This window comes from Streptomyces sp. NPDC093586 (assembly GCF_044764905.1).
GTDB lineage: Bacteria > Actinomycetota > Actinomycetes > Streptomycetales > Streptomycetaceae > Streptomyces.
Genome location: NZ_JBIWJA010000005.1, coordinates 61,367 through 85,314 on the forward strand (window position 1 = coordinate 61,367; position 23,948 = coordinate 85,314).

General features: G+C 72.5%; 24 protein-coding genes. 10 read left to right on the plus strand and 14 right to left on the minus strand.

Annotation, left to right across the window (positions count from 1 at the left end):
• Nucleotides 1-2 precede the first annotated feature (2 nt).
• Nucleotides 3-872 carry a phosphatase PAP2 family protein gene (locus tag ACIRFH_RS07680; RefSeq protein WP_403517891.1) on the plus strand — a complete coding sequence of 290 codons (870 nt, stop codon included), beginning with the start codon at nt 3-5 and terminating at the stop codon, nt 870-872.
• Nucleotides 873-1,170: 298 nt separating this feature from the next.
• On the opposite strand, the gene ACIRFH_RS07685 is transcribed toward ACIRFH_RS07680, so the two are convergent.
• On the minus strand, nt 1,171-4,164 hold the full coding sequence (locus tag ACIRFH_RS07685) for a bifunctional [glutamine synthetase] adenylyltransferase/[glutamine synthetase]-adenylyl-L-tyrosine phosphorylase (RefSeq protein WP_403517893.1): 2,994 nt from the start codon (nt 4,162-4,164) through the stop codon (nt 1,171-1,173).
• Nucleotides 4,165-4,359: 195 nt separating this feature from the next.
• Between ACIRFH_RS07685 and ACIRFH_RS07690 the strand changes: the two genes are divergently transcribed.
• Entirely contained in the window at nt 4,360-4,806 is a 447-nt protein-coding gene (locus ACIRFH_RS07690; RefSeq protein ID WP_403518255.1) for a VOC family protein, read from the plus strand.
• Nucleotides 4,807-4,851: 45 nt separating this feature from the next.
• Here ACIRFH_RS07690 and ACIRFH_RS07695 read toward each other — a convergent pair whose 3' ends face one another.
• The 3 genes from ACIRFH_RS07695 to ACIRFH_RS07705 form a co-directional block, all read right to left on the minus strand.
• Entirely contained in the window at nt 4,852-6,606 is a 1,755-nt protein-coding gene (locus ACIRFH_RS07695; protein ID WP_403517894.1) for an NAD+ synthase, read from the minus strand.
• Between the two features lie 137 nt (nt 6,607-6,743).
• Nucleotides 6,744-7,370, minus strand: a complete 627-nt coding sequence (locus ACIRFH_RS07700) for a DUF305 domain-containing protein (protein WP_403517896.1) — start codon at nt 7,368-7,370, stop codon at nt 6,744-6,746.
• Nucleotides 7,367-8,065 carry a DUF3105 domain-containing protein gene (locus ACIRFH_RS07705; RefSeq protein WP_403517898.1) on the minus strand — a complete coding sequence of 233 codons (699 nt, stop codon included), beginning with the start codon at nt 8,063-8,065 and terminating at the stop codon, nt 7,367-7,369. The genes ACIRFH_RS07700 and ACIRFH_RS07705 overlap by 4 nt, the downstream gene beginning before the upstream one ends.
• Before the next feature lie 309 nt (nt 8,066-8,374).
• Here ACIRFH_RS07705 and ACIRFH_RS07710 point away from each other — a divergent pair, with 309 nt between their 5' ends.
• Complete coding sequence (locus ACIRFH_RS07710; RefSeq protein ID WP_403517900.1) at nt 8,375-9,736, plus strand: glutamine synthetase family protein; 1,362 nt, start codon at nt 8,375-8,377, stop codon at nt 9,734-9,736.
• A gap of 111 nt (nt 9,737-9,847) precedes the next feature.
• Here ACIRFH_RS07710 and ACIRFH_RS07715 read toward each other — a convergent pair whose 3' ends face one another.
• A complete protein-coding gene (locus tag ACIRFH_RS07715) occupies nt 9,848-10,204 on the minus strand; it encodes a DoxX family protein (RefSeq protein WP_403517902.1) in 357 nt (118 codons plus the stop codon).
• Nucleotides 10,205-10,322: 118 nt separating this feature from the next.
• Here ACIRFH_RS07715 and ACIRFH_RS07720 point away from each other — a divergent pair, with 118 nt between their 5' ends.
• Nucleotides 10,323-11,234 carry a LysR family transcriptional regulator gene (locus ACIRFH_RS07720; protein ID WP_403517904.1) on the plus strand — a complete coding sequence of 304 codons (912 nt, stop codon included), beginning with the start codon at nt 10,323-10,325 and terminating at the stop codon, nt 11,232-11,234.
• Here the strand turns inward: ACIRFH_RS07720 and ACIRFH_RS07725 are convergent.
• Both ACIRFH_RS07725 and ACIRFH_RS07730 read right to left on the minus strand, forming a co-directional pair.
• The gene (locus tag ACIRFH_RS07725) at nt 11,174-11,593 is read right to left on the minus strand and encodes a hypothetical protein (protein ID WP_403517906.1); all 420 of its coding nucleotides are present in this window, start codon (nt 11,591-11,593) and stop codon (nt 11,174-11,176) included. The genes ACIRFH_RS07720 and ACIRFH_RS07725 overlap by 61 nt on opposite strands.
• The gene (locus tag ACIRFH_RS07730) at nt 11,590-12,171 is read right to left on the minus strand and encodes an RNA polymerase sigma factor (RefSeq protein ID WP_403517908.1); all 582 of its coding nucleotides are present in this window, start codon (nt 12,169-12,171) and stop codon (nt 11,590-11,592) included. Before ACIRFH_RS07730 ends, ACIRFH_RS07725 begins: the two co-directional genes overlap by 4 nt.
• 637 nt (nt 12,172-12,808) lie before the next feature.
• Between ACIRFH_RS07730 and ACIRFH_RS07735 the strand changes: the two genes are divergently transcribed.
• On the plus strand, nt 12,809-13,009 hold the full coding sequence (locus ACIRFH_RS07735) for a hypothetical protein (protein WP_403517910.1): 201 nt from the start codon (nt 12,809-12,811) through the stop codon (nt 13,007-13,009).
• A gap of 84 nt (nt 13,010-13,093) precedes the next feature.
• Here ACIRFH_RS07735 and ACIRFH_RS07740 read toward each other — a convergent pair whose 3' ends face one another.
• From ACIRFH_RS07740 to ACIRFH_RS07750, 3 genes are all read right to left on the minus strand, one after another.
• Entirely contained in the window at nt 13,094-13,303 is a 210-nt protein-coding gene (locus ACIRFH_RS07740; protein WP_403517912.1) for a DUF397 domain-containing protein, read from the minus strand.
• A complete protein-coding gene (locus ACIRFH_RS07745) occupies nt 13,300-14,175 on the minus strand; it encodes a helix-turn-helix domain-containing protein (RefSeq protein WP_403517914.1) in 876 nt (291 codons plus the stop codon). The genes ACIRFH_RS07740 and ACIRFH_RS07745 overlap by 4 nt, the downstream gene beginning before the upstream one ends.
• An 87-nt stretch (nt 14,176-14,262) precedes the next feature.
• Nucleotides 14,263-15,132 (minus strand): alpha/beta fold hydrolase, encoded by an 870-nt coding sequence (locus tag ACIRFH_RS07750; protein WP_403517916.1) that lies wholly within the window; start codon nt 15,130-15,132, stop codon nt 14,263-14,265.
• Between the two features lie 156 nt (nt 15,133-15,288).
• On the opposite strand from ACIRFH_RS07750, the gene ACIRFH_RS07755 reads away from it, so the two are divergent.
• Both ACIRFH_RS07755 and ACIRFH_RS07760 read left to right on the plus strand, forming a co-directional pair.
• Nucleotides 15,289-15,558, plus strand: coding sequence for a hypothetical protein (locus ACIRFH_RS07755; protein WP_403517918.1), 270 nt, complete (start codon nt 15,289-15,291; stop codon nt 15,556-15,558).
• Complete coding sequence (locus tag ACIRFH_RS07760) at nt 15,555-15,992, plus strand: type II toxin-antitoxin system VapC family toxin (RefSeq protein WP_403517919.1); 438 nt, start codon at nt 15,555-15,557, stop codon at nt 15,990-15,992. Before ACIRFH_RS07755 ends, ACIRFH_RS07760 begins: the two co-directional genes overlap by 4 nt.
• Nucleotides 15,993-16,011: 19 nt before the next feature.
• Here the strand turns inward: ACIRFH_RS07760 and ACIRFH_RS07765 are convergent, their stop codons facing one another.
• The 4 genes from ACIRFH_RS07765 to ACIRFH_RS07780 form a co-directional block, all read right to left on the minus strand.
• Nucleotides 16,012-17,235, minus strand: coding sequence for an MFS transporter (locus ACIRFH_RS07765; protein WP_403517921.1), 1,224 nt, complete (start codon nt 17,233-17,235; stop codon nt 16,012-16,014).
• Nucleotides 17,236-17,339: 104 nt separating this feature from the next.
• Nucleotides 17,340-18,392, minus strand: coding sequence for an endonuclease/exonuclease/phosphatase family protein (locus tag ACIRFH_RS07770; protein WP_403517922.1), 1,053 nt, complete (start codon nt 18,390-18,392; stop codon nt 17,340-17,342).
• A 186-nt stretch (nt 18,393-18,578) separates the two neighbouring features.
• Nucleotides 18,579-19,202 carry a TetR/AcrR family transcriptional regulator gene (locus tag ACIRFH_RS07775; protein ID WP_403517924.1) on the minus strand — a complete coding sequence of 208 codons (624 nt, stop codon included), beginning with the start codon at nt 19,200-19,202 and terminating at the stop codon, nt 18,579-18,581.
• A gap of 51 nt (nt 19,203-19,253) precedes the next feature.
• Entirely contained in the window at nt 19,254-20,846 is a 1,593-nt protein-coding gene (locus ACIRFH_RS07780; RefSeq protein ID WP_403517926.1) for an MFS transporter, read from the minus strand.
• 197 nt (nt 20,847-21,043) lie between these two features.
• On the opposite strand from ACIRFH_RS07780, the gene panB reads away from it, so the two are divergent.
• From panB to ACIRFH_RS07795, 3 genes are all read left to right on the plus strand, one after another.
• Complete coding sequence (panB, locus tag ACIRFH_RS07785) at nt 21,044-21,919, plus strand: 3-methyl-2-oxobutanoate hydroxymethyltransferase (RefSeq protein WP_403517928.1); 876 nt, start codon at nt 21,044-21,046, stop codon at nt 21,917-21,919.
• 184 nt (nt 21,920-22,103) lie between these two features.
• A complete protein-coding gene (locus ACIRFH_RS07790; RefSeq protein ID WP_403517929.1) occupies nt 22,104-23,132 on the plus strand; it encodes an ATP-binding cassette domain-containing protein in 1,029 nt (342 codons plus the stop codon).
• The gene (locus ACIRFH_RS07795) at nt 23,129-23,947 is read left to right on the plus strand and encodes an ABC transporter permease (RefSeq protein ID WP_403517931.1); all 819 of its coding nucleotides are present in this window, start codon (nt 23,129-23,131) and stop codon (nt 23,945-23,947) included. Before ACIRFH_RS07790 ends, ACIRFH_RS07795 begins: the two co-directional genes overlap by 4 nt.
• Nucleotide 23,948: the final 1 nt, after the last annotated feature.

The following is a 23,948-nucleotide window of genomic DNA, read 5'->3' on the forward strand; positions in this document are numbered from 1 at the left end:
TCATGCCTATGGGTGACGCGACCATGAGGACTCCGGAACGCCCGGAAGAGGGCGTTCCGCACCCCGTCACGGAGGAGACGGGGCGGGGGCTCGTGCGCCGGCTCCGTACGCCGCGCCGCCCCCGCCTGTGGTTCGAGATCCTGCTGATCGCGGTCAGTTACTGGACGTACTCGCTCGTCCGCAACGCCGTGCCGGAGCAGCGGGGGCAGGCACTGCGCAACGCCGACTGGATCTGGCGGACCGAGCAGCAACTCGGCATCGCCGTCGAGGAATCGGTCAACCACGCCGTCAACTCGGTGACCTGGCTGGTCGTCGGCATGAACTACTACTACGCCACCTTGCACTTCGTGCTGACGCTGGGCGTGCTGGTCTGGCTGTACCGCAGCCATCCGGGACGGTACGCGGCGACCCGTCTGGTCCTCTTCGCGACGACGGGTGTGGCCCTGCTCGGTTACTACCTGTACCCGCTCGCCCCGCCCCGGCTGATGGACGGCGGGTACTTCGTCGACACGGTGATGGTCCACCGGACGTGGGGGTCGATGGCGTCCGGGGACCTGAAGAACATGTCCAACCAGTACGCCGCGATGCCGTCGATGCACATCGGGTGGTCGGTGTGGTGCGGGCTGACGATCTTCGCGCTGGCGTCGGTGCCGTGGGTGCGGGTGCTGGGGCTGGTGTATCCGGTGCTGACGCTGGTGGTGATCGTGGCCACGGCGAACCACTTCTGGCTGGACGCGGTGGGGGGTGTGCTGTGCCTGGCCTTCGGTTACGCGGTGGCCCGGGTGTGGTGCGGGAGCCTGCCGTACGCGTTGCCGCGGGTGGTGCCGGGGGGTGGGGCGCGGCGGGGGGCGTGGGCGCCTACGCGCGCCTGAGGATGCGGGGGGTGCCCGGGGGGCGCGTGGCCCGGTGCTTGTGAGGTGCGGGGCGTTGGTGCCCGGGGGGCGCGTGGCCCGGCGCTGGTGAGGTGCGGGGCGTTGGTGCCGGGAGGTGGGGCGCGTGGCCCGGCGCCGCCGGGGTGCCTCCCCCAGAGGGGGTGCCCCCAGCGCCCCCTCCCCCACGCTCGGCTTCGCTCGCGCGGGGGACCCCCAGCGCCCCTGGGGGCACCTCCCAGGCCGTTCAGGCACTGGGGGAGGCACGCCTGCCCGCAGCCGGGGCGGCGGCGGGGGCCGGTCACGCGTAGAACAGATCCTCCACCACCGTGCGGGCCCTGCGGGCCGTGCGGCGGTACTCGTCGAGCATGTCGCCCGCATGGCCGGGGCCGTGGCCCAGGTAGCGGCCCACGGCCGCCAGTTCGCGCGGGTCGGTCGGGAACGTGTCGCCGGCCCGTCCGCGCACCAGCATCACCGCGTTGCGCACCCGCGTCGCCAGCACCCACGCCTCGTCCAGCGTCGCGGCGTTCTCCTCGGAGATGAGCCCCGCCCCGGCCGCCGCCGCGAGGGCCTGCCGGGTCCTGGTCGTGCGCAGGCCCGGTTCGGCGTGGCCGTGCCGCAGCTGCATCAGCTGCACGGTCCACTCCACGTCGGACAGGCCGCCCGGACCCAGCTTGGCGTGCAGCTTGGGGTCGGCGCCGCGCGGCAGCCGCTCGGACTCCATGCGGGCCTTGAGCCGCCGGATCTCCCGTACCGCCTCCTCGGAGAGCCCGCGCGCCGGGTAGCGCAGCGGATCGACCAGCTCGGTGAACCGCCGCCCCAGGTCCTCGTCGCCGGCGACGAACTCGGCCCGCAGCAGCGCGTGCGACTCCCACGTCAGCGACCAGCGCCGGTAGTACGCCTCGTACGACTTGAGCGTGCGCACCAGCGGTCCGGACTTGCCCTCCGGGCGCAGGTCGGCGTCGACGATCAGGGGCGGGTCGGCGCTGGGCACCTGGAGCAGGCGGCGCATCTCGGCGACCACCTTGTTCGCGGCGTCCGCGGCCTCCCGCTCGTCCACCCCGTCCCGGGGCTCGTGCACGAACAGGACATCGGCGTCCGAGCCGTAGCCCAGCTCGTGCCCGCCGAAGCGGCCCATGCCGATGATCGCGAACCGGGTGGGCAGGGTGTCGCCCCAGCCCTCGCGCACCACGGCCCGCAGGGTGCCCGCCAGCGTCGCCGCCGTCAGGTCCGACACCGCGGCGCCGACCCGGTCCACCAGGGCGCCCTGGTCGGCCTCGACGGGCCGGGCCTCGGTGCCGTAGGAGCCGACGATGTCGGCGGCGGCCGTACGGAACAGCTCGCGGCGCCGCATCCCGCGCGCCGCGGTGACCGCCTGCACGGCGCCGTCGGCGCGGCGGACCGCGGCGAGCACCTCCTGCTCCAGCTGGGCGCGCCCACGCGGCGCCAGGCCCCCGGAGTCGCCGTCGCCGAGGATCGCCACCGCCTCGGGCGCCCGCATCAGCAGGTCCGGGGCGAGCCGTCCGGCGGACAGCACCCGGGCGAGGTTCTCGGCCGCCGCGCCCTCGTCCCGCAGCAGCCGCAGGTACCAGGGCGTCTTGCCGAGCGCGTCGGAGACCTTGCGGAAGTTGAGCAGGCCCGCGTCCGGGTCGGCGGAGTCGGCGAACCAGCCCAGCAGCACCGGCAGCAGGGTCCGCTGGATCGCGGCCTTGCGGGTGACGCCGGAGGCCAGCGCCTCCAGGTGCCGCAGGGCGGCGGCCGGATCCGCGTACCCGAGGGCGACCAGCCGCTCACGGGCCGCGTCGGGGCGCAGCCGCGTCTCCCCCGGCGCCAGCTGGGCGACCGCGTCGAGCAGCGGCCGGTAGAACAGCTTCTCGTGCAGCCGGCGTACGGCGGCGGCGTGCCGCCTCCACTCGCGCAGCAGCCCGGTGACCGGGTCGTTGCGCAGGCCGAGGGAACGGCCCAGGCGCCGCAGGTCGGCCTCGTCCTCGGGTACGAGGTGGGTGCGCCGCAGCCGGTGGAGCTGGATGCGGTGCTCCATGGAGCGCAGGAAGCGGTACGCCTCGTCGAGCTGGGCGGCGTCCGCCCGGCCGACGTAGCCGCCCGCGGCGAGGGCCTTCAGCGCGTCCAGCGTCGTACCGCTGTGCAGGGACGCGTCGGCCCGGCCGTGCACGAGCTGGAGCAGCTGCACGGCGAACTCGACGTCGCGCAGCCCGCCCGGACCCAGCTTGAGCTGGCGGTCGACCTCGGCGGCGGGGATGGTCTCCACCACCCGGCGGCGCATCTTCTGCACGTCGGCGACGAAGTTCTCGCGTTCGGCGGCCTGCCACACCAGGGGCTGGAGGGCGGCGACGTACTCGCCGCCGAGGGCGAGGTCGCCGGCCACCGGGCGGGCCTTGAGCAGCGCCTGGAACTCCCAGGTCTTGGCCCAGCGCTGGTAGTAGGCGACGTGGCTGCTGAGGGTGCGCACCAGCGGGCCGTTGCGGCCCTCGGGGCGCAGGTTGGCGTCGACGGGCCAGATGGAGCCCTCGACGGTCGTCTCGGAGCAGATCCGCATCATGTGCGAGGCGAGGGAGGTCGCGGCCCGCAGCGCCTTGGTCTCGTCGGCCTCGCCGGCCGCCTCCCCCACGAAGATGACGTCGACGTCGGAGACGTAGTTCAGCTCGTGGCCGCCGCACTTGCCCATCGCGATCACCGCCAGCCGGCACAGCGCGGCGTCCTCGGGCGCGGCCTCCTCGGCGAGGCGCAGGGCGGCGCGCAGGGTGGCGGTGGCGAGGTCGGCGAGCTCGGCGGCGGTCTCGGCGACGTCGATGGTGCCGCACACGTCGCGGGCGGCGATGGACAGCAGGCAGCGCCGGTAGGCGACGCGCAGGGAGACGGGGTCGGTGGCCTCGGCGAGACCGCTCTCGAACTCCTCGACGCCGCGGTGCAGGTCGCGGGGCTCGTAGGTGACGAGGGCCTGCCAGTCGCCGGCGTGCCGGGCGAGGTGGTCGGCGAGCGCCTCGGAGGCGCCGAGCACGCCGAGGAGGCGGTCGCGCAGCGGCTTGGCGGCTATCAGGGTGTCCAGCAGCTCCCGGCGCGCGGTGGGGTCGGGCTGCGCCTCCAGCAGCCGGACCAGGCCGCCCAGGGCGAGGTCCGGGTCGGCGGTGGCGCCCAGCGCCTCCAGCAGGACCGGGTCGTTGCGGACCGGTGCCAGCTCCACGCCGTCCAGCAGCCGCTCGGCGGCCGAGGGATCGGTGAAGCCGTGCCGCAGCAGTCGCGTGAAGGTACTGCTCCTGCGCCCCGGCGCCGTCATCTCGGCCTCCTGTCGGACCTGCGGGGCCGGTGGGACCGGACCCCGTCGGATCAAGGTCGTACGGCCTTGAGGGTAACCGGGGAGCCGCGGGCCGGCGCAGGGGCGGGCGGCGCCGGCCGCGCTCCGGTCGCCGTCGCGCGCGGGAATTCCGCTCTTTCGGTGGCGCGGCGGGCCGCCATCGGCTTCGGTGAGGCCATGGACTTCACCCTCGAAGTGATCCCGCTGCCCGTGACGGACATCGACCGCTCCCGGGACTTCTACCGGGACAAGGTCGGCTTCCACGTCGACATCGACCAGGAGGTGATGCCGGGGATGCGGATCGTCCAGCTGACGCCTCCCGGCTCCGGCTGTTCGATCGCCCTCGGCGACGCCGTCTGGGACATGGCGCAGGGACAGACCCGGCCGGAGCCCGGTTCGTACCAGGGCCTGCAGCTGTGCGTCGCCGACATCAAGGCCGCCCGCGCGGAGCTGGTGGGGCGCGGTCTGGACGTCTCCGAGCCGGTGCAGTACGCCCCGGACGACGGCGCCACGTTCATGTACTTCAAGGACCCGGACGGCAACGGCTGGTCGATCCAGGAGTACCGGCGCCGGCAGACGGAGCCGCTGCACCAGGTGCTGGCGGACCTGAAGCGGCGGCCGTAGCGCCGCACGGGGCGGGCCCGGTCCCCGGTGGACCGGGCCCGGCCGTCAGCCCGTCTCCCGCCAGCGGTTGGTGATCGGCAGGCGGCGGTCCTTGCCGAAGCCCTTCGGCGAGATCTTGGTGCCCGGCGGGTACTGGCGCCGCTTGTACTCGGCGGTGTCGACCATCCGCAGGGTCTTCGTGACCAGTTCCCGGTCGTACCCGGCGGCGACGATCTCGTCCGCGCCCCGGTCCCGGTCGACGTACAGCTCGAGGATCGCGTCGAGCACCGGGTAGTCCGGCAGGGAGTCGGTGTCGACCTGCCCCGGGCGCAGTTCGGCGCTCGGGGGCTTGGTGATCGAGTTCTCGGGGATGGGCGGGGTCTGCCCGCGCTCCCGCGCCGCCCGGTTGCGCCATTCGGCCAGGCGGAAGACCAGGGTCTTGTAGACGTCCTTGATCGGGCCGTAGGCGCCCACCGAGTCGCCGTACAGCGTCGAGTAGCCCACCGCCAGCTCCGACTTGTTGCCGGGGGCCAGGACGATGTGGCCCTCCTGGTTGGAGATCGCCATCAGCGTCGTGCCGCGCAGCCGCGACTGGAGGTTCTCCTCCGCGAGGCCGGTGAGCCCCAGCGAGCCCATGTACGCGTCGAACATCGGCTCGATCGGCACGGTGCGGTAGTTCAGGCCGGTGCGCCGGGCCATCTCCGCCGCGTCGTCCCGGGAGTGCTCGGAGGAGTACTTCGACGGCATCGAGACGCCGTACACGTTCTGTGCGCCGAGCGCGTCGCAGGCGATCGCCGCGACCAGCGAGGAGTCGATGCCGCCGGACAGGCCGACCAGCACCGAGCGGAAGCCGTTCTTCGCGACGTACGCGCGCAGGCCGGTGACGAGGGCCGAGTAGACCTCCTCCTCGTCGTCCAGCCGCTCGGCGTGTCCGCCGGTCAGCTCGGGTTCGTAGGCCGGTACGGGGTCCTCGGACAGGACGACCCGGTCGATGCGCAGTCCGTCGTCCACCACGCCTACCGGCGCGTCCGCGGCCGCGGCCGGCAGGTCGAGGTCCAGCACCACGCAGCACTCGGAGAACTGCGGGGCCCGCGCCACCACCTCGCCGTCGGCGCCGACCACGATGGAGTCGCCGTCGAAGACGAGTTCGTCCTGGCCGCCGGTCATGGCGAGGTAGGCGGTGGTGCAGCCGGCCTCCTGGGCGCGCTTGCGGACCAGTTCCAGCCGGGTGTCGTCCTTGTCGCGCTCGTAGGGCGAGGCGTTGACGGAGAGCAGCAGCCCGGCCCGCGCCGAGCGGGCGGCGGGCACCCGGCCGCCGTCCTGCCACAGGTCCTCGCAGATGGCGAGGGCGACGTCGACGCCGTGCACCCGCAGCACCGGCATGGTGTCGCCGGGCACGAAGTAGCGGAACTCGTCGAAGACGCCGTAGTTCGGCAGATGGTGCTTGGCGAAGCTCAGCACCACCTCGCCGCCGTGCAGCACGGCCGCCGCGTTCTGCGGGGCGCCGGCCGGCTGGCCGTACTTCGGCCGGGCGGTCGCCGAGCGGTCGAGGTAGCCGACGACCACGGGCAGCTCGCCGAGGCCCTCGTCGGCGAGGCGCGCCGCGAGGGAGCGCAGGGCGGCGCGGGAGGCCTCCACGAAGGACGATCTCAGGGCCAGGTCCTCGACGGGGTACCCGGTCAGCACCATCTCCGGGAAGGCCACGAGGTGGGCTCCCTGCTCGGCGGAGTGCCGGGTCCAGCGGACGACCGACTCCGCGTTCGCGGCGATGTCGCCGACGCTCGAGTCGATCTGGTTCAGGGCGAGTCGTAGCTGAGGCACGCGGCCAGTGTAATCGTCAGACCGACGCTATGGGGTGTTGTCCGTCCCCCGGGGTCCCGGCGTCCCGCGGGCCGGCGTCCTGCGTGCCGGCGTCCCGCGGGCCGACGTCCTGTGTGCCGGCGCCCCGCGGGCCGGCGTCATGCCTCCGGTTTCGCTCCGCGCTCCGCCAGCAGGTCCGCCATCAGCCGGATCTCGGACTCCTGCGACTCCACCATCCCCCGGGCCAGCCGCTTCTCCACCCCGACGGCGCACCTGGCGGCGCAGCCCTTCGCCATGTGGACGCCGCCCTCGTGGTGCTCGGTCATCAGCCGGAGGTAGTAGACCTCGGCCTGCCTGCCGCGCAGGCCGGCGAGCTTCTCCAGTTCGGCGTCGGTGGCCATGCCGGGCATCAGCGAGCCCTCCCCCGCCGACGGCGCGTCGCCCATGCCCATCCAGGTCATGGGCGGGTCGGACGACACCTTCGGCAGCCCCCACAGGTCGAGCCAGCCGATCATCATGCCCCGCTGGTTGGCCTGGGTCTGCGCGATGTCGTAGGCGAGCCGGCGCACCTCCTCGTCCTCGGTGCGGTCGCGCACGAGGTACGACATCTCGACGGCCTGCTGGTGGTGCACCGCCATGTCCCGCGCGAACCCGGCGTCGGCCGAGCCGGCGGACGGGGTGCCGTCCCCGCCGTCGTCGCCGGCGACCGCGTAGGTGATGGCGCCGGCCGCGACGAGGACCGCCGCGGCGGCCCCCGCGATCCAGCCGGCCCGCCCCGGTGTCACCGCGACAGTCCGTTGGTGCAGGCGGCGCCCGGCTCGGGGGTCTGCTCGCCCTGGACGAACTTCTCGAAGAACGCGTCCACGTTCGGGTCGCTCGCGCCCGTCACGGTGCGCTGGTGGCCCCAGGCCGTCAGCATGATCGGGTCCTTCTGCCTGTCGTCGGGGCTCATCAGCGAGTACGGGGTCTTCCTCACCTTCGCCGCCAGCGCCTCGACGTCGGCCTCGGCGGCCTTGTCGGTGTACGTCACCCAGACCGCGCCGTGCTCGAGGGAGTGCACGGCGTTCTCGTTGTTCAGCGGCTCGGTGTAGACGTCGCCGTCGCAGTTCATCCAGGCCTGGCTGTGGTCGCCGCCGACCGGGGGCTCGACCGGGTAGGTCACCTTCCCGGCGACGTGGTTGCGGGCCAGGGTGCCCTTCCACGTGCGGACACCGTCCTCGCCCGTGACGAACGTGCCGGAGGCCTTGGGGTCGGTGGCCGCCGTGGCGGTGGCCGCCGGGCCGGTGGCCGCCGCGGCATCGGACCCGTCGGACTGCGAGCGCACGAGGACGACACCGCCGGCGACGAGACCGGCGACGACCACGGCGCTGATCCCGACGGTGAGGACGCGGTTCCGGCGCTCACGTGCCTCATCGGCGCGTCGCATGTCCGCTATACGCGTCTGCCGCGCCGTGCTGCTGGTCTTGTCGGCGGAACCCATGGGGTGTGCCCTTCTGGTAAGGAGGGGGACGCTGAGTGGGCTGATCGTAAGGGTGCGGGAGGGCTCTTTCGTAGGGAGGAGACGCGATCCGGCACCGCGGGACCCCAGGAATGGCCCGATCGAACACGCGGCCTCTACGCTGCGGGTGAGCGGTGCACACGGCGCGGGTCCGGATCGTCCGGGGCCGGACGGCCGACCGAGGTCCGCAACGCGTACGAAACGGTGCTGTGGTGTGATGCTCAGGTGCCCGACCGCCTTCCGCCGTACCGGAGACAGGCGGCCTGACCAGCAAGGATGGGGAAGCGGAAGATGGACAAGCAGCAGGAGTTCGTGATCCGGACGCTCGAGGAGCGCGACATCCGGTTCGTACGCCTGTGGTTCACGGACGTGCTGGGCTTCCTCAAGTCCGTGGCCGTGGCCCCGGCCGAGCTGGAGCAGGCCTTCGACGAGGGCATCGGCTTCGACGGCTCCGCGATCGAGGGCTTCGCCCGGGTCTACGAGTCCGACATGATCGCCAAGCCGGACCCGTCGACCTTCCAGATCCTGCCCTGGCGCGCGGAGGCGCCCGGCACGGCCCGGATGTTCTGCGACATCCTCATGCCGGACGGCTCGCCGTCCTTCGCGGACCCCCGCTACGTCCTCAAGCGCGCCCTCGCCCGCGCCTCGGACCAGGGCTTCACCTTCTACACGCACCCGGAGATCGAGTTCTTCCTGCTGAAGGACAAGCCGGTCGACGGCACGGTCCCCACCCCCGCCGACAACTCCGGGTACTTCGACCACACCCCGCAGAACATCGGCATGGACTTCCGCCGCCAGGCGATCACGATGCTGGAGTCGATGGGCATCTCGGTGGAGTTCTCCCACCACGAGGGCGCCCCCGGCCAGCAGGAGATCGACCTGCGCTACGCCGACGCGCTGTCCACGGCCGACAACATCATGACGTTCCGCCTGGTCATGAAGCAGGTCGCGCTGGAGCAGGGCCTGCAGGCCACGTTCATGCCGAAGCCGTTCTCGGAGTACCCGGGCTCGGGCATGCACTCCCACCTCTCCCTCTTCGAGGGCGACCGCAACGCCTTCTACGAGTCGGGTGCGGAGTACCAGCTCTCCAAGGTCGGCCGCTCCTTCATCGCGGGCCTGCTGCGGCACGCGGCGGAGATCTCGGCGGTCACCAACCAGTGGGTGAACTCGTACAAGCGCATCTGGGGCGGCAGCGAGCGCACCGCCGGCGCGGGCGGCGAGGCCCCGTCCTACATCTGCTGGGGCCACAACAACCGCTCGGCGCTGGTCCGCGTCCCCATGTACAAGCCCGGCAAGACCGGCTCGGCCCGCGTCGAGGTCCGCTCCATCGACTCCGGCGCCAACCCGTACCTGACCTACGCGGTCCTGCTGGCCGCCGGCCTCAAGGGCATCGAGGAGGGCTACGAGCTCCCGCCGGGCGCGGAGGACGACGTGTGGGCCCTGTCCAACGCGGAACGCCGCGCCCTGGGCATCGAACCGCTCCCCCAGAACCTGGGCGAGGCCCTGGCCCTGATGGAACACAGCGACCTGGTCGCCGAGACCCTCGGCGAGCACGTCTTCGACTTCTTCCTCCGCAACAAGCGGCAGGAGTGGGAGGAGTACCGGTCGCAGGTGACGGCGTTCGAGCTGCGGAAGTCGCTGCCGGTGCTGTAGGGGCGGGCCGGGGCGTTCGTCCCCTGCTGTGCGAGAAGGGCCCGGCGGTCACGGACCGCCGGGCCCTCGGCCCGTGGCGGACGTTCCGGCCCCGGCCCTTCGTGCGCGCCCTCACGCCCATCGCGCGGCGGCGAGGACGAGAGACGCGGCGGCCAGGCCCAGGTAGGCGCCGGGGAACACGATGTTGTGGTACACGCGGGCCCGGACGTGTGCGGCGACCGCACCGACGAAGAACAGGACGAGTCCCGTCGCGGCGGCGACGCCGATGGCCGTGGCACCGGCGAGCCCGAGCAGGAGACCGGCGGCCCCCGCGAGCTTGAGCGCGGCGAGCCGCGGAAGCCAGGTCCGCGAAAGACCCACTTCGGTCGAGTTGGCGACGACGAAGTCGGCCCGCGAGAGGTCCGCGACGGCGATTCCGGCGTTGGCCAGGACGGTGACGACGGTGATGACGACGTAGGCGGTGAACATGGGTGCCTCGCCTTTCGGCCGAGTGCGTCATGAGGTCGGCGAGCCCTGCGGGCTCCCTGCGTCAAGCCTTCCCGAGTCCCGGGATGACGTCCAATAGCTGCGTCTATAACCTGGCGGCATGGATGTGGACAGTCGGCTGCTGCGCTGTTTCGTCGCCGTGGCGGAGGAGGGGACCCTCACCCGTGCCGCGGAGCGGCTGTTCGTGTCCCAGCCGGCGCTCACCAAGCAGATCAAGCAACTGGAGGCCCGGCTGGGAGTACGGCTGTTCACGCGGTCCCGCACCGGCATGGCCCTCACCGAACCGGGCAGGGTCCTGGCGGAGCGGGTGCCCGCCCTGCTGGCCCGGTGGGACCAGGTGCTGCGGGAGACCAGGAGCGCGGCCGGCCGCGCGGCCCACGTGCTGCGGGTCGGCTTCATGGCCAGTGCCGCCAACGAGGCGACTCCGCGCATCATCGCGGAGTTCACCCGGCGCCGGCCCGGCTGGCGGGTGGACATGCGGCAGGCCTCCTGGTCGCACCCGACCGCCGGACTCGCCGACGGGGACGTCGACGTCGCCCTGCTGCGGCTGCCCTTCCCCGGCCAGGACGCCCTGCGGACGGCGGTGCTGTTCACCGAGCCCCGCTGGGTCGCCCTCCCCTCCGGACACCCTCTCGCCGCACGCGAGGTGATCCCCTTCCGGGACCTGTGGGACGAGCCGTTCGTGGCCGCCCCGCCCGAATCAGGCCGGTGGCGCGAGTACTGGCTGGCCACCGGCGAACGCGAGGGCCACCCGGTCCGCGTCGGCGCCGTCACCGACCAGCCGGACGACTGGCTCAGCGCGATCGCCAACGGCTACGGCATCGCCCTGGCCCCCGCGTCCGCCGCCCGCTTCTACGCCCGTCCGGGCATCACCTACCGCCCCGTCAGCGGCGTCAGCCCCAGCCAGGTCGGTGTGGCGTGGGCCCGCGCCGACGACACCCACCCCGTGGTTCAGGAGTTCGTCCGCTGCTGCCTGGACAGCGGACCGCGGCCGGACGAGACCACCACGTGATCCGCAGGGCCGGTGCCGGCTGCCGGCCTGTCCGCGGCCCTCGCCGCCGGGTGCGCCTTGGCGAGGGTGCAGACGCCGTCCCGGCACCGGCGTTCCAGACGGCCGCGGGAGACGGTCTGCGCCAGGCCGACCAGCCAGCAGGTGGGGCAGCCGCGGAAGGCGATCAGGGCCAGCGGGGCCGCCAGCAGGGTGGCCGGGCCGACGACGGGCACCAGGCCGATCGAGCCGATGACCAGCCCGAAGCCGAGGGCGCCGCGCGCCAGGTGGCGCGGGACGGACTTACTGGCGAAGTCCGTCCCGGGCTCCGTGGGCCGGGCGGTGGGCGGACCTTCCGTGATCCGAGCGGGCTTCACGGTCATGATTCCTCTCCGACTGGTCGGTCGATGACGTGATCGGGCGCCGCCAGCGAGTGACGCAGCGCCGCACGCGCCCTGTGCAGCCGGGACTTCATCGCCGCGTTGCTCAGACCGAGCGCATGGGCGACGGTCCTGCCGGGCAGTCCCTGGACGTCCCGCATGATCAGGACCTGCCGCTGGTCGCGGGGCAGGGCACCGACGGCGGCCGCGATCCGCTCCGCCTCCAGCCTGCGCAGCACCGCGTCCTCGGCGGACGGTTCCGCGGACGTCTCCGGTCCGTCCGACGCCTCGTCGCTCCGCGCGACGAGCAGCCGTAGGTGCCGGAGGCATTCGTTGCGCACGATCCGGAACATCCACGAGGCGAGCGCACCGGTGGCCCGCAAGGTGCCGATCTTCCGGTAGAGGATGATCAGCGCCTCCTGCGCGGCGTCCTCCGCGTCCTGCGGCGAGGCGCACAGCGACAGGGCGAACTTGCGCACATGGGGCTGCGATTCCATGACGACGGTGGTGAGCGACGTGACGTCGCCGTCCTGAGCGGCCTTGATCAGCCGCTCGTCCGGCCAGGGGAAGCGTGGGTTCATCTGTTCCTCGTCCAGGGGAGGCGTCCTGTGCGCGGGCGCCGGTCAGCTTCGGCCCTTGTAGCGCCGCATCAGGTGCCAGCCGCACGCGCCCACGAGCAGGGCTCCGATCAGTACGAGGCCGGTGACCATCATGGGTGATTCCTCCCGGTTCCACCGGCCCGTTCGGCCGGTACACGGACAAGAGGCGGGGAGACCCGGAAAGGATTCACCTCCCAGCGCCGTCGTACGGGCTCACGGCGGCCGGCCGCGAGCCCGGGGGTCCGCCGCGCGGAGCCGGCCGATCGTGAGGCCGCGCCGGAAAATCCCTTGGACCTGCACACCGTTCATCTCGCGGTCACGTGGACGGGACGGGGCGGTGGCGGGCAGGGGCGGCTACGCGCGTCGCGGCCCCGGAGAGAGCGCCCCCACCGGGAAAAAAGCGTGAAGACGCGGGCTCTTTCCCCGACCGCATGCCCACACCGGTGAAGGCGGAGATGCCCGGGGAGGCCCCTCAACAGCGCACGTGTGGTGGGCCGTTCACCAGCGTGCTTTGATCAGTGCGCGCCACGCCGGTGATCGGTTCCGGACTCCCCACTCCGGCATTCGGCGTGCGCGCTTCACCGCTCCGATCTCGTTCCCACGAAAGGGAAGACCTGCCATGAGCCTCGTCCCCCAGGTCGAAACGGCTGAACTCTCCGACGCGGACCTGGACCAGGTGTCCGGCGGCCACGTCGGCATCGACGCCGGCGCGGGCCTCTACGCGGAGGCCGGCCCGGTCGCGGCCTGCGCCGGCCTCGGCGCCTCACTGACGCTCGGCGGCGCCACACCGTACGACCAGGCGCGCACCACCTGCGTCTGATCCGCAGAGCGACGGGAGCGAACGTCCCGGCGACACGCCGCCCGCGCGGTGCGCTGCCGGGACGTTCGCTCCGATCGAGACCGCTCAGTCCGCGCCGGTACCGGCCACGAACCTCGCCCACGCCGCCAGCGTGACGGCGAGGCGGGGGCCGTCGGGGCGCTTGGAGTCGCGGACGTGGACGGCGACGGGGGTCATGGCGACCTCGACGCAGTCGCTGGGGTTGCTGCTGTCGCTGTAGCTGCTCTTGAACCAGGTCAGGTCGGCGAGGTCTCCGGCTGTGTCCCTGCGGCTCATGTCTCCCCCAGCAGTTGTTCGATGAAGGCCACTGATTCCCGGGCGGTCAGCGCCTCAGCGCGGATGATGCCATAGCGCAGTTCGAGGATGCGCAGGTGCCGGGGCTCCGTGACAGGCCGGTTGCCGAACTCGTCGTCGGCCCGGCCGACCGCAGTGCCGTCGTCGAACTTGAGCATCTGGATCCGTCCTCCCGTTCCCGGATGATCACCGCGAGACGTCGGCATCACCTGGATCTCGACGTGCCGCAACCGCGCTACCTCCAACAGGTGTTCGAGCTGTCTGCGCAACACCATCCTGCCCCCGACGGGACGCCTCAGGGTCACCTCTTCCTGTACGAAGCTGAGTTCCGGAGCGGGAGCCCGGTCGAAGATCGACTTGCGGACCATCCGCGCGGCGACCGCCCTCTCCAACTCGTCTTCCGACAGCGTCGGTCGGCGCGTGCCCAGCAGGGCACGGGCGTACTCCTCGGTCTGCACGAGGCCGTGCAGGTTGTGGATGCCGTACGACAACAATTCGACGGCCCGTGACTCCATCTTCGCCAGGTCCCGCACATGCTTCGGATACCGGACCTTCTTCACGTCCTCCCAGGTCGCGGCGATGAGCCCACCCGCCCCCAGCACCTCATCGGCCCGCTCCAGGTACTCCCGCCGCGGAATCCGCTTCCCGCCCTCGGTCTTGCAGACCAGGTCCTCCCCGTACCCGACCGCCGCACCGAAGTCCCCCGCGCGCATCCCCACCGCCTCGCGCCGCAGCTTCAGCTGCCGCCCCACGGTGGCGAGGACCGCCACGCCCCACTCGTCGTCCGGGTCGACCTCCCAACCCGGCTCGTCCGCCTCGCCCTTGGGCCGCACCGCCTCGCCGTTCACCGTCATTCCGCACCCCTCCGCCGCCGTACGCGTCGTGCCTCACGGTAGGTGTGCGGGTGAAGCCGGGCGGGGGGAACGGTCCTCGGGCAACGCCTACGGGTGATGGGCCTGCAGTGCGCCCAGTACCGGCTCCGCGTGGGTCCACAACAGGGCGCCACCGATGCCTGGGACGAGGTGACGGCGGGCGTCGGGGAGGCGGGTGGCGAGCAGGGCGCCCTTGTCGGGCGAGTGGCTCTCGTCCTGTTCCCCGTACCAGATGTCCACCGGGACGGTGATCCGGCGGAGATCGAACGGCCAGCGGCCCATCGCGAGGACCGTGTCGCGGGCGTATCCGGCCGCCGCGCCCTGGGCGAAGCCCTCCGTCAGGGCCCGGCGGTACGCGGCCTCGAAGTCCGGGTCCCGGTACACGGCGAGGTCGCAGTCGGGGCTGCCTCCCATGACCAGGTCCCACATCGCGTCGGCGTCGAAGCCCGCGAAGAACTCCTCGGCGGCGGCCGGGTCCCGCACCGCCCGCTCGGTCAGGGCGCGCAGCTCCGCGGGCAGGGCGGAGGCGAGCTCGGGGGCGGCGACCTCGTCGGCCGCCGAGACGAGCGCCAGCGCGGAGGCGAGGCCCGCCTCGGCGCAGGCGAGAGCGAACGGCGCGCCCTGGGAGTTGCCGACCACGGCCGGCCGGCCCAGGCCCCGCAGGGCGCACAGTCGGCGCACGTCGGCGGCGAAGTCGGCGAAGGTACGGCCCGGAGCGGGCGTGGAGGCGCCGAGTCCGGGGCGGTCGACGGAGACCAGGCGGACGCCGAGCGTGTCGACGACGCCCGCGCCGAAGCCGAGCCGGCGGCTCGTGGCCGCACCGGGACACAGCAGGACGGGCACACCGTCCGCGGGGCCCCACTCGGCCCAGCCGAGCAGGCGGCCGTCCGGCAGGCGGGTCTCACCGAGGCGGGCGGGTTCGGTGGTGCGGGCAGCCATGGTCAGCATCATGCAGCGGGGCGGAGCGCCTCCGCACGGCATTTCCGGCCGCCCGAGCCCCGCTGCGGGCCCAAGCGCCCTAGGCGAGGGGATGGACGGCCGGGCGGCACTCCGGAAGGCGGCGCCTTCGTGGTACATGAGCTGTACCGTCGAAACATGGCTCTGAAGCGCACCAACGTCTACGCCGAAGACAGCGACCTCGCGCTCATCAAGGAGGCCGCCGCACGCCTCGGTGTCGCGGAGGCGGAGATAATCCGCGAGGGCATCCACCGCATCGCCCTGGCGCACCGCGTCTGGGACGAGCCGTTCGTGTCCGACGAGGAGACCTTCGACCTCGGCGGCCCCGTGGACAAGGACGAGATCCGGGCCGCGGTCACGGAAGGGCACGAGGAGCGCGAGCGCCGGAACCGGGGCCGCGCCGCGTGATCGCCGTGGCCGACACCTCCGGCCTCCTCACCCTCTTCAACCGCTCCGACCCGGACCACCACGCGGCCAGGAAGGCCGCCGACGCGTGCGGTTTCCTCGTCGCCACCCCGCTCGCGCTCACCGAGGTGCATCAGGTGGCGACCGGCCGGGCCGGACGCCCGGCCGCCGACGGGATCCTGCGCTCCCTCACCGCACGCGTGCGGCAGATGCGGCTCGTCCTCGCCCCGCCCACGCCCGAGATCCTGGACGCGGCGCTGACGGTACGAGCACGGTACGCGTCGCTCGATCTGGACCTGGTGGACGCGGTCAGCGTGGCCCTCGCCGCCGAGTACGACACGGATGCCGTCCTCACGAGGGACCTGCGGGACTTCCGGGCCGTACGGCCGTCGGGCGGACGGTACAGCTGCTTCCGGATCCTTCCCGACGACCTGTGACCGGCCGCGCGGCCCGGCGTCACCGCCGTACCGTCTCCGCCGTCTCCGGCACGTGTCCCGCGACCACACGCTCACGGCCGGTGTCCGGGGTGGCGGCCCGGCGGCGGTCCACCGCGTACGCCGTGGCCGCGACCGCCAGGCCGAGGACCGCCAGGGCCGCGCCCGCCAGGGCGGGGGACGTGGTGCCGAAGCCCGCCGCGAGGGTGAGGCCGCCGATCCAGGCGCCGCCTGCGTTGGCGAGGTTGAAGGCGGCCTGGTTGGCCGAGGAGGCCAGGGACGGGGCCGCCGAGGCCTTCTCCATGACCATCAGCTGGAGGGGTGAACCGGTGATGAAGGCGGCCATGCCGAGCAGCGCCACCGCGACGGCCGCCGTGGCCTCCGTGCGCATCAGGAGGGGGAAGAGCGCGAGGACGAGGACCAGGGAGGCGAGGCCGCCGAAGAGCGTGCCGCGCAGGGAGTGGTCCGCCAGCCGGCCGCCCAGCAGGTTGCCCGCGGTGGCGCCGACGCCGAACAGCGCGAGCAGCAGCGTCACGCTGGCCTCGGCGAAGCCGGCGGCGTCCGTGAGCATCGGTGTGATGTAGCTGTAGGCGGCGAAGAGCGCGCCGAAGCCGGCGACCGTGGTGCCGAGGGCCAGCCAGACGGGCAGGGAGCGCAGGGCGGCCAGTTCGCCGCGCAGGCCCGTCGTGGGGGCCGGGGCGTGGTCGCGCGGGATCAGTGCCGCGAGGGCCGCCGTCGCCGCGACGCCGATCGCGCTCACGCCGAGGAACGTGGCCCGCCAGCCCAGGTGCTGGCCCACGGCGGTGGCGGCGGGGACGCCGACGATGTTGGCGACGGTCAGGCCCAGGAACATCAGGGAGACGGAGCGGGCCTTGCGTTCGGGTGCCACCATGCCGGTGGCGACCACCGCGCCGACGCCGAAGAAGGCGCCGTGCGGCAGACCGCTGACGAAGCGGGCGGCGAGCAGGGAGACCTCGCCGGGGGCGACGGCCGAGAGCGCGTTGCCCGCGATGAAGAGGACCATCAGGGCGATCAGGACCGTGCGGCGGGACATCCGCGCGGTCGCCGCCGCGAGCAGCGGGGCGCCGACGACGACGCCGAGCGCGTACGCCGAGACCAGGTGTCCGGCGGTGGGGATCGAGATGTGCAGGTCGTCGGCGACATCGGGCAGCAGGCCCATCATCACGAACTCGGTCGTGCCGATGCCGAAGGCGCCCACGGCGAGGGCGAGCAGGGCCAGGGGCATGAAGGGTCTCGCCTTTCGAGAGCGGGGTGTGCGTACGGGAGGGGACGTCGTTATGTTCCCGTACGGAACAAAGCCTCTCAGGGCGAGTATTCCGGCGGCGAATCTCAGGAAGCCGTTGTGTCGACCTTCACACGCGCGGCGATCGGCAGGTGGTCGCTGCCGGTCGCCGGAAGCGTCCAGCTGGTCTCCGGTTCGACGCCGGTGACCAGGATCTGGTCGATGCGGGCCATCGGGAAGGACGCCGGCCAGCTGAAGCCGAAGCCGTTGCCCGCGGCGCCCTGCGGGGAGCGCAGCTGCGAGGTGATCGCGGTGAGCGCGCGGTCGTTCACGGTGCCGTTGAGGTCACCGAGCAGGATCTTGCGGGGCAGCTTCTCGTCGGAGATGGCCTCACCGAGGACGGCGGCGCTCGTGTCCCGCTGCCGGGCGGTGAAACCGGCCTCCATCTTCACCCGGACGGAGGGCAGGTGGGCGACGTACACGGCGACCGGGCCGGAGGGGGTGGCCACGGTGGCGCGCATCGCGCGCTGCCAGCCCAGCTGGATGTCGACGGCCTTCACGTCGCTCATCGGGTACTTGCTCCACAGTCCGACGGTGCCGACGACCGCGTGGTGCGGGTACGTCGGCTCCAGCGCCTTCTCGTACGTCGGTACGGCGGACGCCTTCAGCTCCTCCAGGGCCAGCACGTCCGCGTCGGCGGCGGCCACGGCACGGGCGGTGCCGGCCGGGTCGGCGTTGTCGGCGTTGACGTTGTGCGTGGCCACCGTGAGGTCGCCGCCGGTGCCGGTCTTGTCGAAGAGCAGGCCGCCGAAGAGGTTCAGCCACACGCTCACCGGCAGGACGAGCGCGATCAGCGCCGTCGCCGACCTGCGGACGAGGGCGATCACGAGCAGGACGGGGATCAGCAGACCGAACCACGGCAGGAAGGTCTCGGTGAGGCTGCCGAGGTTGCCGACGGCGTTGGGGATGCGCGAGTGCGCCGCCATGACCGCGGCAAGGATCACGGCCACCGCCGCCGTGATCAGGCCCCGGCGCCAGATCCGCCGGTCGCCTCGCCAGCCGGTGACCAGCCGGTCGAGCAGGCGCCGGAGCCGGGGGCTCCGACGCTCGGGTCCCGAGCCGCCGTTGTCCGTCTCCGTCATGTACGCCTGCTGCGCCATACCGCCGCCTCACTACCTGCCGTGCATACCGTCGCCCCCCCGTGTCACAGCACCCTAGGGGATGATCGGTCCCGTTCCCGCCGTCCCGTGACGGCCGTACGGGCAGAGGACGTACGAGCCGGCGTTCGGGGTTCCGAACACAAGCGGAACCATGGCCTCTGTGACAGAACGATCACATTTCGGGCCCTATGGGCGGGTCCGGTCGGCGGGGCGCAGCCCGGCGAGCAGGGTGTCGACGATCTGCGCGGCGAGGTCCTCGGGCAGGTCGCCCTCCGGACGCAGGACCGCGCGCACCAGCATGGGGCCGACGACGATGTCGTGGAGCAGGTCCAGGTCGACGTCGTCGCGCAGTTCGCCGTTGTCGCGGCCGCGGCGCAGTATCTCGATGCCGAGCCTGCGCCGCGGGAGGACGACGGTGTCGTGGTAGGCCGCCCAGATCCTGGGGCTGGACTTCATCTGGGCGTACACACCGTGCAGGATCGCCGACCGGTTGGTCAGGCCCCGCTGCCGCAGCGACTCGAGGACGACGATCAGGTCGTCGCGCATCGAGGTGCCCGGCAGGACCGGGTCCTCGGGCTCGGCGGCCCGGACGACGTCGACGAAGAGTTCCTCCTTGCCGCTCCAGCGGCGGTAGATGGTGGCCTTGCCGACGCCGGCCACGCGGGCGATGCGCTCGACGGAGAGCTCGGCGAGCGGCACGCCCTGCTCCAGGAGCTCCATCACGCCCTCGATGATGGCGCGCTCGACGGCCTCGCTGCGGGGACGTCCCCGCGCGGGCCAGTGGTGCGGCGAGCGGCTGTCGAGGCTCACGTGCCGGGTCCTTTCACTGGGCTGGGACCGATTGTCCCCGGTGCGGGGGCACTACTCCACCGCGGCCACCGGTTCCCGTTCCCGCTCGGGCGACTCGGGCCGCGGGGGCCGGCCCGGCAGGTACAGGGCCACCACGACCGCGCCGAGCACGGCGACGCCCGCTCCCCACAGGGCGGTGACGTGCATGGCGTGCAGGAAGGCGTCGTTGGCCGGGCCGACCAGGGCCCCGCCCTCGGGGCCGAGCTTCGCGGCGACGCCGAGCGTGGCCTCGATGGACTCGCCGGCCGTGTGGCGCAGGCCGGCCGGGACGCGGTCGAGGTCGTCCTCGATGCCGGTGCGGTAGGCGGTGGACAGCACCGAGCCGAGGACGGCGATGCCGAGGGCGCCGCCGACCTGGCGGAAGGTGTTGCTGAGCGCGGAGGCCGAGCCGGCCTTCTCGCGGGGCAGGGCCTGCATGATGACGACGCTGGTCGGCGTCATGATGTGCGCCATGCCGGTGCCCATGAGGAAGAAGTAGACCTCCAGCAGCCAGACCGGCGTGTCCGCCTCCAGCGTGGCGAACGCGGCCAGCATCACGGCGATGAGCACCATCCCGGCCGTGGTCGTGACCCGGTTGCCGAAACGGTCGACGAGGAGACGGGCCCGGGGGGCGAAGACCAGCTGCGAGGCGGCCAGCGGCAGCATCAGCAGACCGGTCTGAAGCGGGGAGTAGCCGAGCACGCTCTGGGTGTAGAAGACCGAGAAGAAGGTCACGCCCATCAGCGCGAAGAAGACCAGCGCTATGGCGGCGATCGCGGCGGAGAAGACCTTGTTGCGGAAGTACGTGACGTCGATGGACGGGTGGTCGCTGCGCTTCTCGAACACGACGAAGGCCACCAGCACGGCGAGGCCCGCACCGGTCGTCGCCAGCACGGCCGGATCCGTGAAGTCGGCGAGCTGGCCGCCCTTGATGATGCCGTAGACCAGCAGGACGAGGCCGACGACGGACAGGACGACGCCGACCGGGTCGAGGCGGCCGGGGTTCGGGTCGCGGGAGTCGGGGACCAGCCACATCATCAGCGCGAGGGCCAGGACGACGATCGGCACGTTGACGAGGAAGACCGAGCCCCACCAGAAGTGGTCCAGGAGCAGCCCGCCGGTGATCGGGCCGATGGCGATGGCCAGGCCCACGCCGCCGGCCCAGATGCCGATGGCCTTGGGCTGTTCCTCGCGCTCGAAGACGTTCATGAGGACGGCGAGGGTGGCGGGCATGACGAAGGCGGCGCCCAGGCCCATCACCGCGCGGAAGGTGATGAGTTCGCCGGGCGAGCCGGAGAAGGCGGCGAGGGCGGAGCCGATGCCGAACACGGCCAGACCGCCGAGCAGGACCTTCTTGCGGCCGAGCCGGTCGCCGAGCAGGCCGGCGGTGAACAGCAGGCCGGCGAAGACGAGGGTGTAGGCGTTGATCGCCCACTCCAGCTCGCTCTGGGTGGCGCCCAGGCCGGTGGGCTCGGGGGTGGAGATGGTCTTGATGGCGACGTTCAGGATCGAGTTGTCGAGCACCACGATCAACAGGCTCAGCATGAGCACACCGAGGATGGCCCAGCGGCGCCGGTGCACCTCTTCCGGTATGCGCCGGGAGGCGGAGACGGCAGGAGTAGTCATACCGTCGAGCCTAGGAACTTTCCGATACGAGACCGTTCCGTATCGGAATTCTCTTACCGAGCTCTTACACCCCCGGAAAGCGGCCGTACGCCGCGTGGTGCGGGTCCCCTAGCCGACCGTCGGCGCGAGATGCCACCATGGGAGGGATCCGGGGACGCCGTCAGGGCGCCTCGAGATGACATGAAGGAGCCGTTGCCATGACGCAGCTTCCGGCTGCCCAGACGCCTCAGGCCAGCCCCGCCGACGGCGGCAGGGCGCTGTACGGAGGCAAGAGCACCCGTCGCATCACCGTCCGGGACATCACCGCCGCCAAGGAGCGCGGCGAGAAGTGGCCCATGCTCACCGCGTACGACGCGATGACCGCGTCCGTCTTCGACGAGGCCGGCATCCCGGTCATGCTCGTCGGCGACTCGGCGGGCAACTGCCACCTCGGCTACGACACCACCGTGCCCGTCACGCTGGACGAGATGACCATGCTCTCGGCCGCCGTCGTCCGGGGCACCAGCCGCGCCCTGATCGTGGCCGACCTGCCCTTCGGCTCCTACCAGGAGGGCCCGGTGCAGGCGCTGCGCTCGGCGACCCGGCTGGTCAAGGAGGCCGGGGTCGGGGCGGTCAAGCTGGAGGGCGGCGAGCGCTCGCACCGGCAGATCGAGCTGCTGGTCGAGTCCGGCATCCCCGTGATGGCGCACATCGGCCTCACCCCGCAGTCCGTCAACGCCATGGGCTACCGCGTGCAGGGGCGCGGCGAGGAGGCCGCCCAGCAGCTGCTGCGCGACGCCAAGGCCGTGCAGGACGCGGGCGCCTTCGCGGTCGTCCTGGAGCTGGTGCCGGCCGAGCTGGCCGCCGAGGTGACGCGCACGCTGCACATCCCGACCGTCGGCATCGGCGCGGGCCCGGAGACGGACGCGCAGGTGCTGGTGTGGACCGACATGCTCGGGCTGACCTCGGGACGGGTGCCGAAGTTCGTGAAGAAGTACGCCGACCTGCGCCAGGTCATGGGCGACGCGGCGAAGGCGTTCGCCGACGACGTCGTCGGCGGAACGTTCCCGCTGGAGGAGCACTCCGTCCACTAGACCGACACCGCACCCTCCGGCCCCGCCGATCTCCCCCGTCGGCGGGGCCGGTTCTTGCGCCTCGTCCGGCACCGCTCCCCCAAACCGGCGGCATGGCGGTGCTGTCGACGGGATGTCGGCGGGGCCGGGCGGCTGTCGGCGGGATGTCGGCGGTTTGTCAGTGGGGGCTGACACCGTCGTCGGCATGAAGCGAATCGACGACAACCCCCCGGCCGCGAACAGCGCGGTCACCGTGCGGGGGCTGGTCAAGCACTACGGCGAGACCAAGGCGCTGGACGGCGTCGACCTGGACGTGCGCGAGGGCACCGTGATGGGCGTGCTCGGACCGAACGGCGCCGGCAAGACCACCCTCGTCCGCATCCTGTCCACCCTCATCACCCCCGACGCCGGCCGCGCGCACGTCGCCGGCTACGACGTCGTACGGCAGCCGCGGCAGCTGCGGCGGGTGATAGGACTCACCGGGCAGTACGCGTCCGTGGACGAGAAGCTCCCCGGCTGGGAGAACCTCTACATGATCGGGCGGCTGCTCGACCTGTCCCGCAGGGACGCCCGCGCCCGTGCCGACGAACTGCTGGAGCGGTTCTCCCTCACGGAGGCCGCCAAGCGGCCCGCGTCGACCTACTCCGGCGGCATGCGCCGCCGCCTCGACCTGGCCGCCTCCATGATCGGCCATCCGGCCGTCCTCTACCTGGACGAGCCCACCACCGGCCTGGACCCGCGCACCCGCAACGAGGTGTGGGACGAGGTCAAGCGCATGGTCGGCGACGGCGTCACCGTGCTGCTGACCACCCAGTACATGGAGGAGGCCGAGCAGCTCGCCTCCGAACTGACCGTCGTCGACCGCGGCAAGGTCATCGCGAAGGGCGGCATCGAGGAGCTGAAGGCGAAGGTCGGCGGGCGCACCCTGCGCATCCGGCCGGTCGACCCGGCCGAACTGCGCCCGCTCGCCTCGTTCCTGGACGACATGGGCATCACCGGGCTCGCCCACTCCACCGTGGACACCCAGCGCGGGGCCGTCCTGGTGCCGATCCTCAGCGACGAGCAGCTGACCGCCGTGGTCGGCGCGGTCACCGCGCGCGGCGTCACCATCGCCTCCATCACCACCGAACTGCCCAGCCTGGACGAGGTCTTCCTGTCCCTCACCGGCCACCGCGCCGGTGCCCCGCAGGACACCGCGACCGCCACCGACGCCCGCGAGGAGGTCGCCGTATGAGCGCCGCCACCGCCACTCCCACCACCGCTCCCGACGCCCGGATCCCGCTGCGCGGGCACGTCCGGCACACCGGCGCGCTGATCCGCCGCAACCTGCTGTGGATCCGGCAGGACCCGGAGTCGATGTTCGACGCCATCCTGTTCCCGGTCGTCTTCACGCTGCTGTTCGTCTACGTCTTCGGCGGCTCCATCGGCCAGTCGCTGGGCGGCGGGCAGCAGGCGTACGTGCAGTACGTCGTGCCCGGCCTGATGGCCATGATGGGCATGAACATGGCCCAGGGGGTCGGGACCGGCTTCAACCAGGACTTCAACTCCGGTGTCATGGACCGTTTCCGGTCCCTGCCGATCGGGCGCGGCTCCGTGCTGTTCGCCAAGATCGCCGTGGAAGTGATGCGGATGCTGTTCGCCACCGTCGTCCTGCTGGTCGTCGGTGTGCTCGTCGGCTTCGACATCACCAACTGGCCCGGGCTGCTGGCCTCCGTGGGGCTCTCGGTGCTGTTCGGCTCCGCCCTGATGTGGATCTTCCTCACCCTGGGCGTGCTGATGAAGAACGCCCAGTCCGTACAGGCGATGGGCTTCCTGGTGCTGATGCCGCTGCAGTTCGGGTCCTCGATCTTCGCGCCGCCCGGTTCCATGCCGGGCTGGCTGCGGACGTTCACCGACTACAACCCGCTGTCCAGCCTCGCCGACGCCGCCCGCGGCCTGATGGTGGGCGGCCCCGTCGCCCACGACCTGTGGATGACGGTGGGCTGGTCGGCGGCGATCACGGCGGTGATGGCGCCGGTCGCGATCCACAAGTTCCGCACCAAGACCTGAT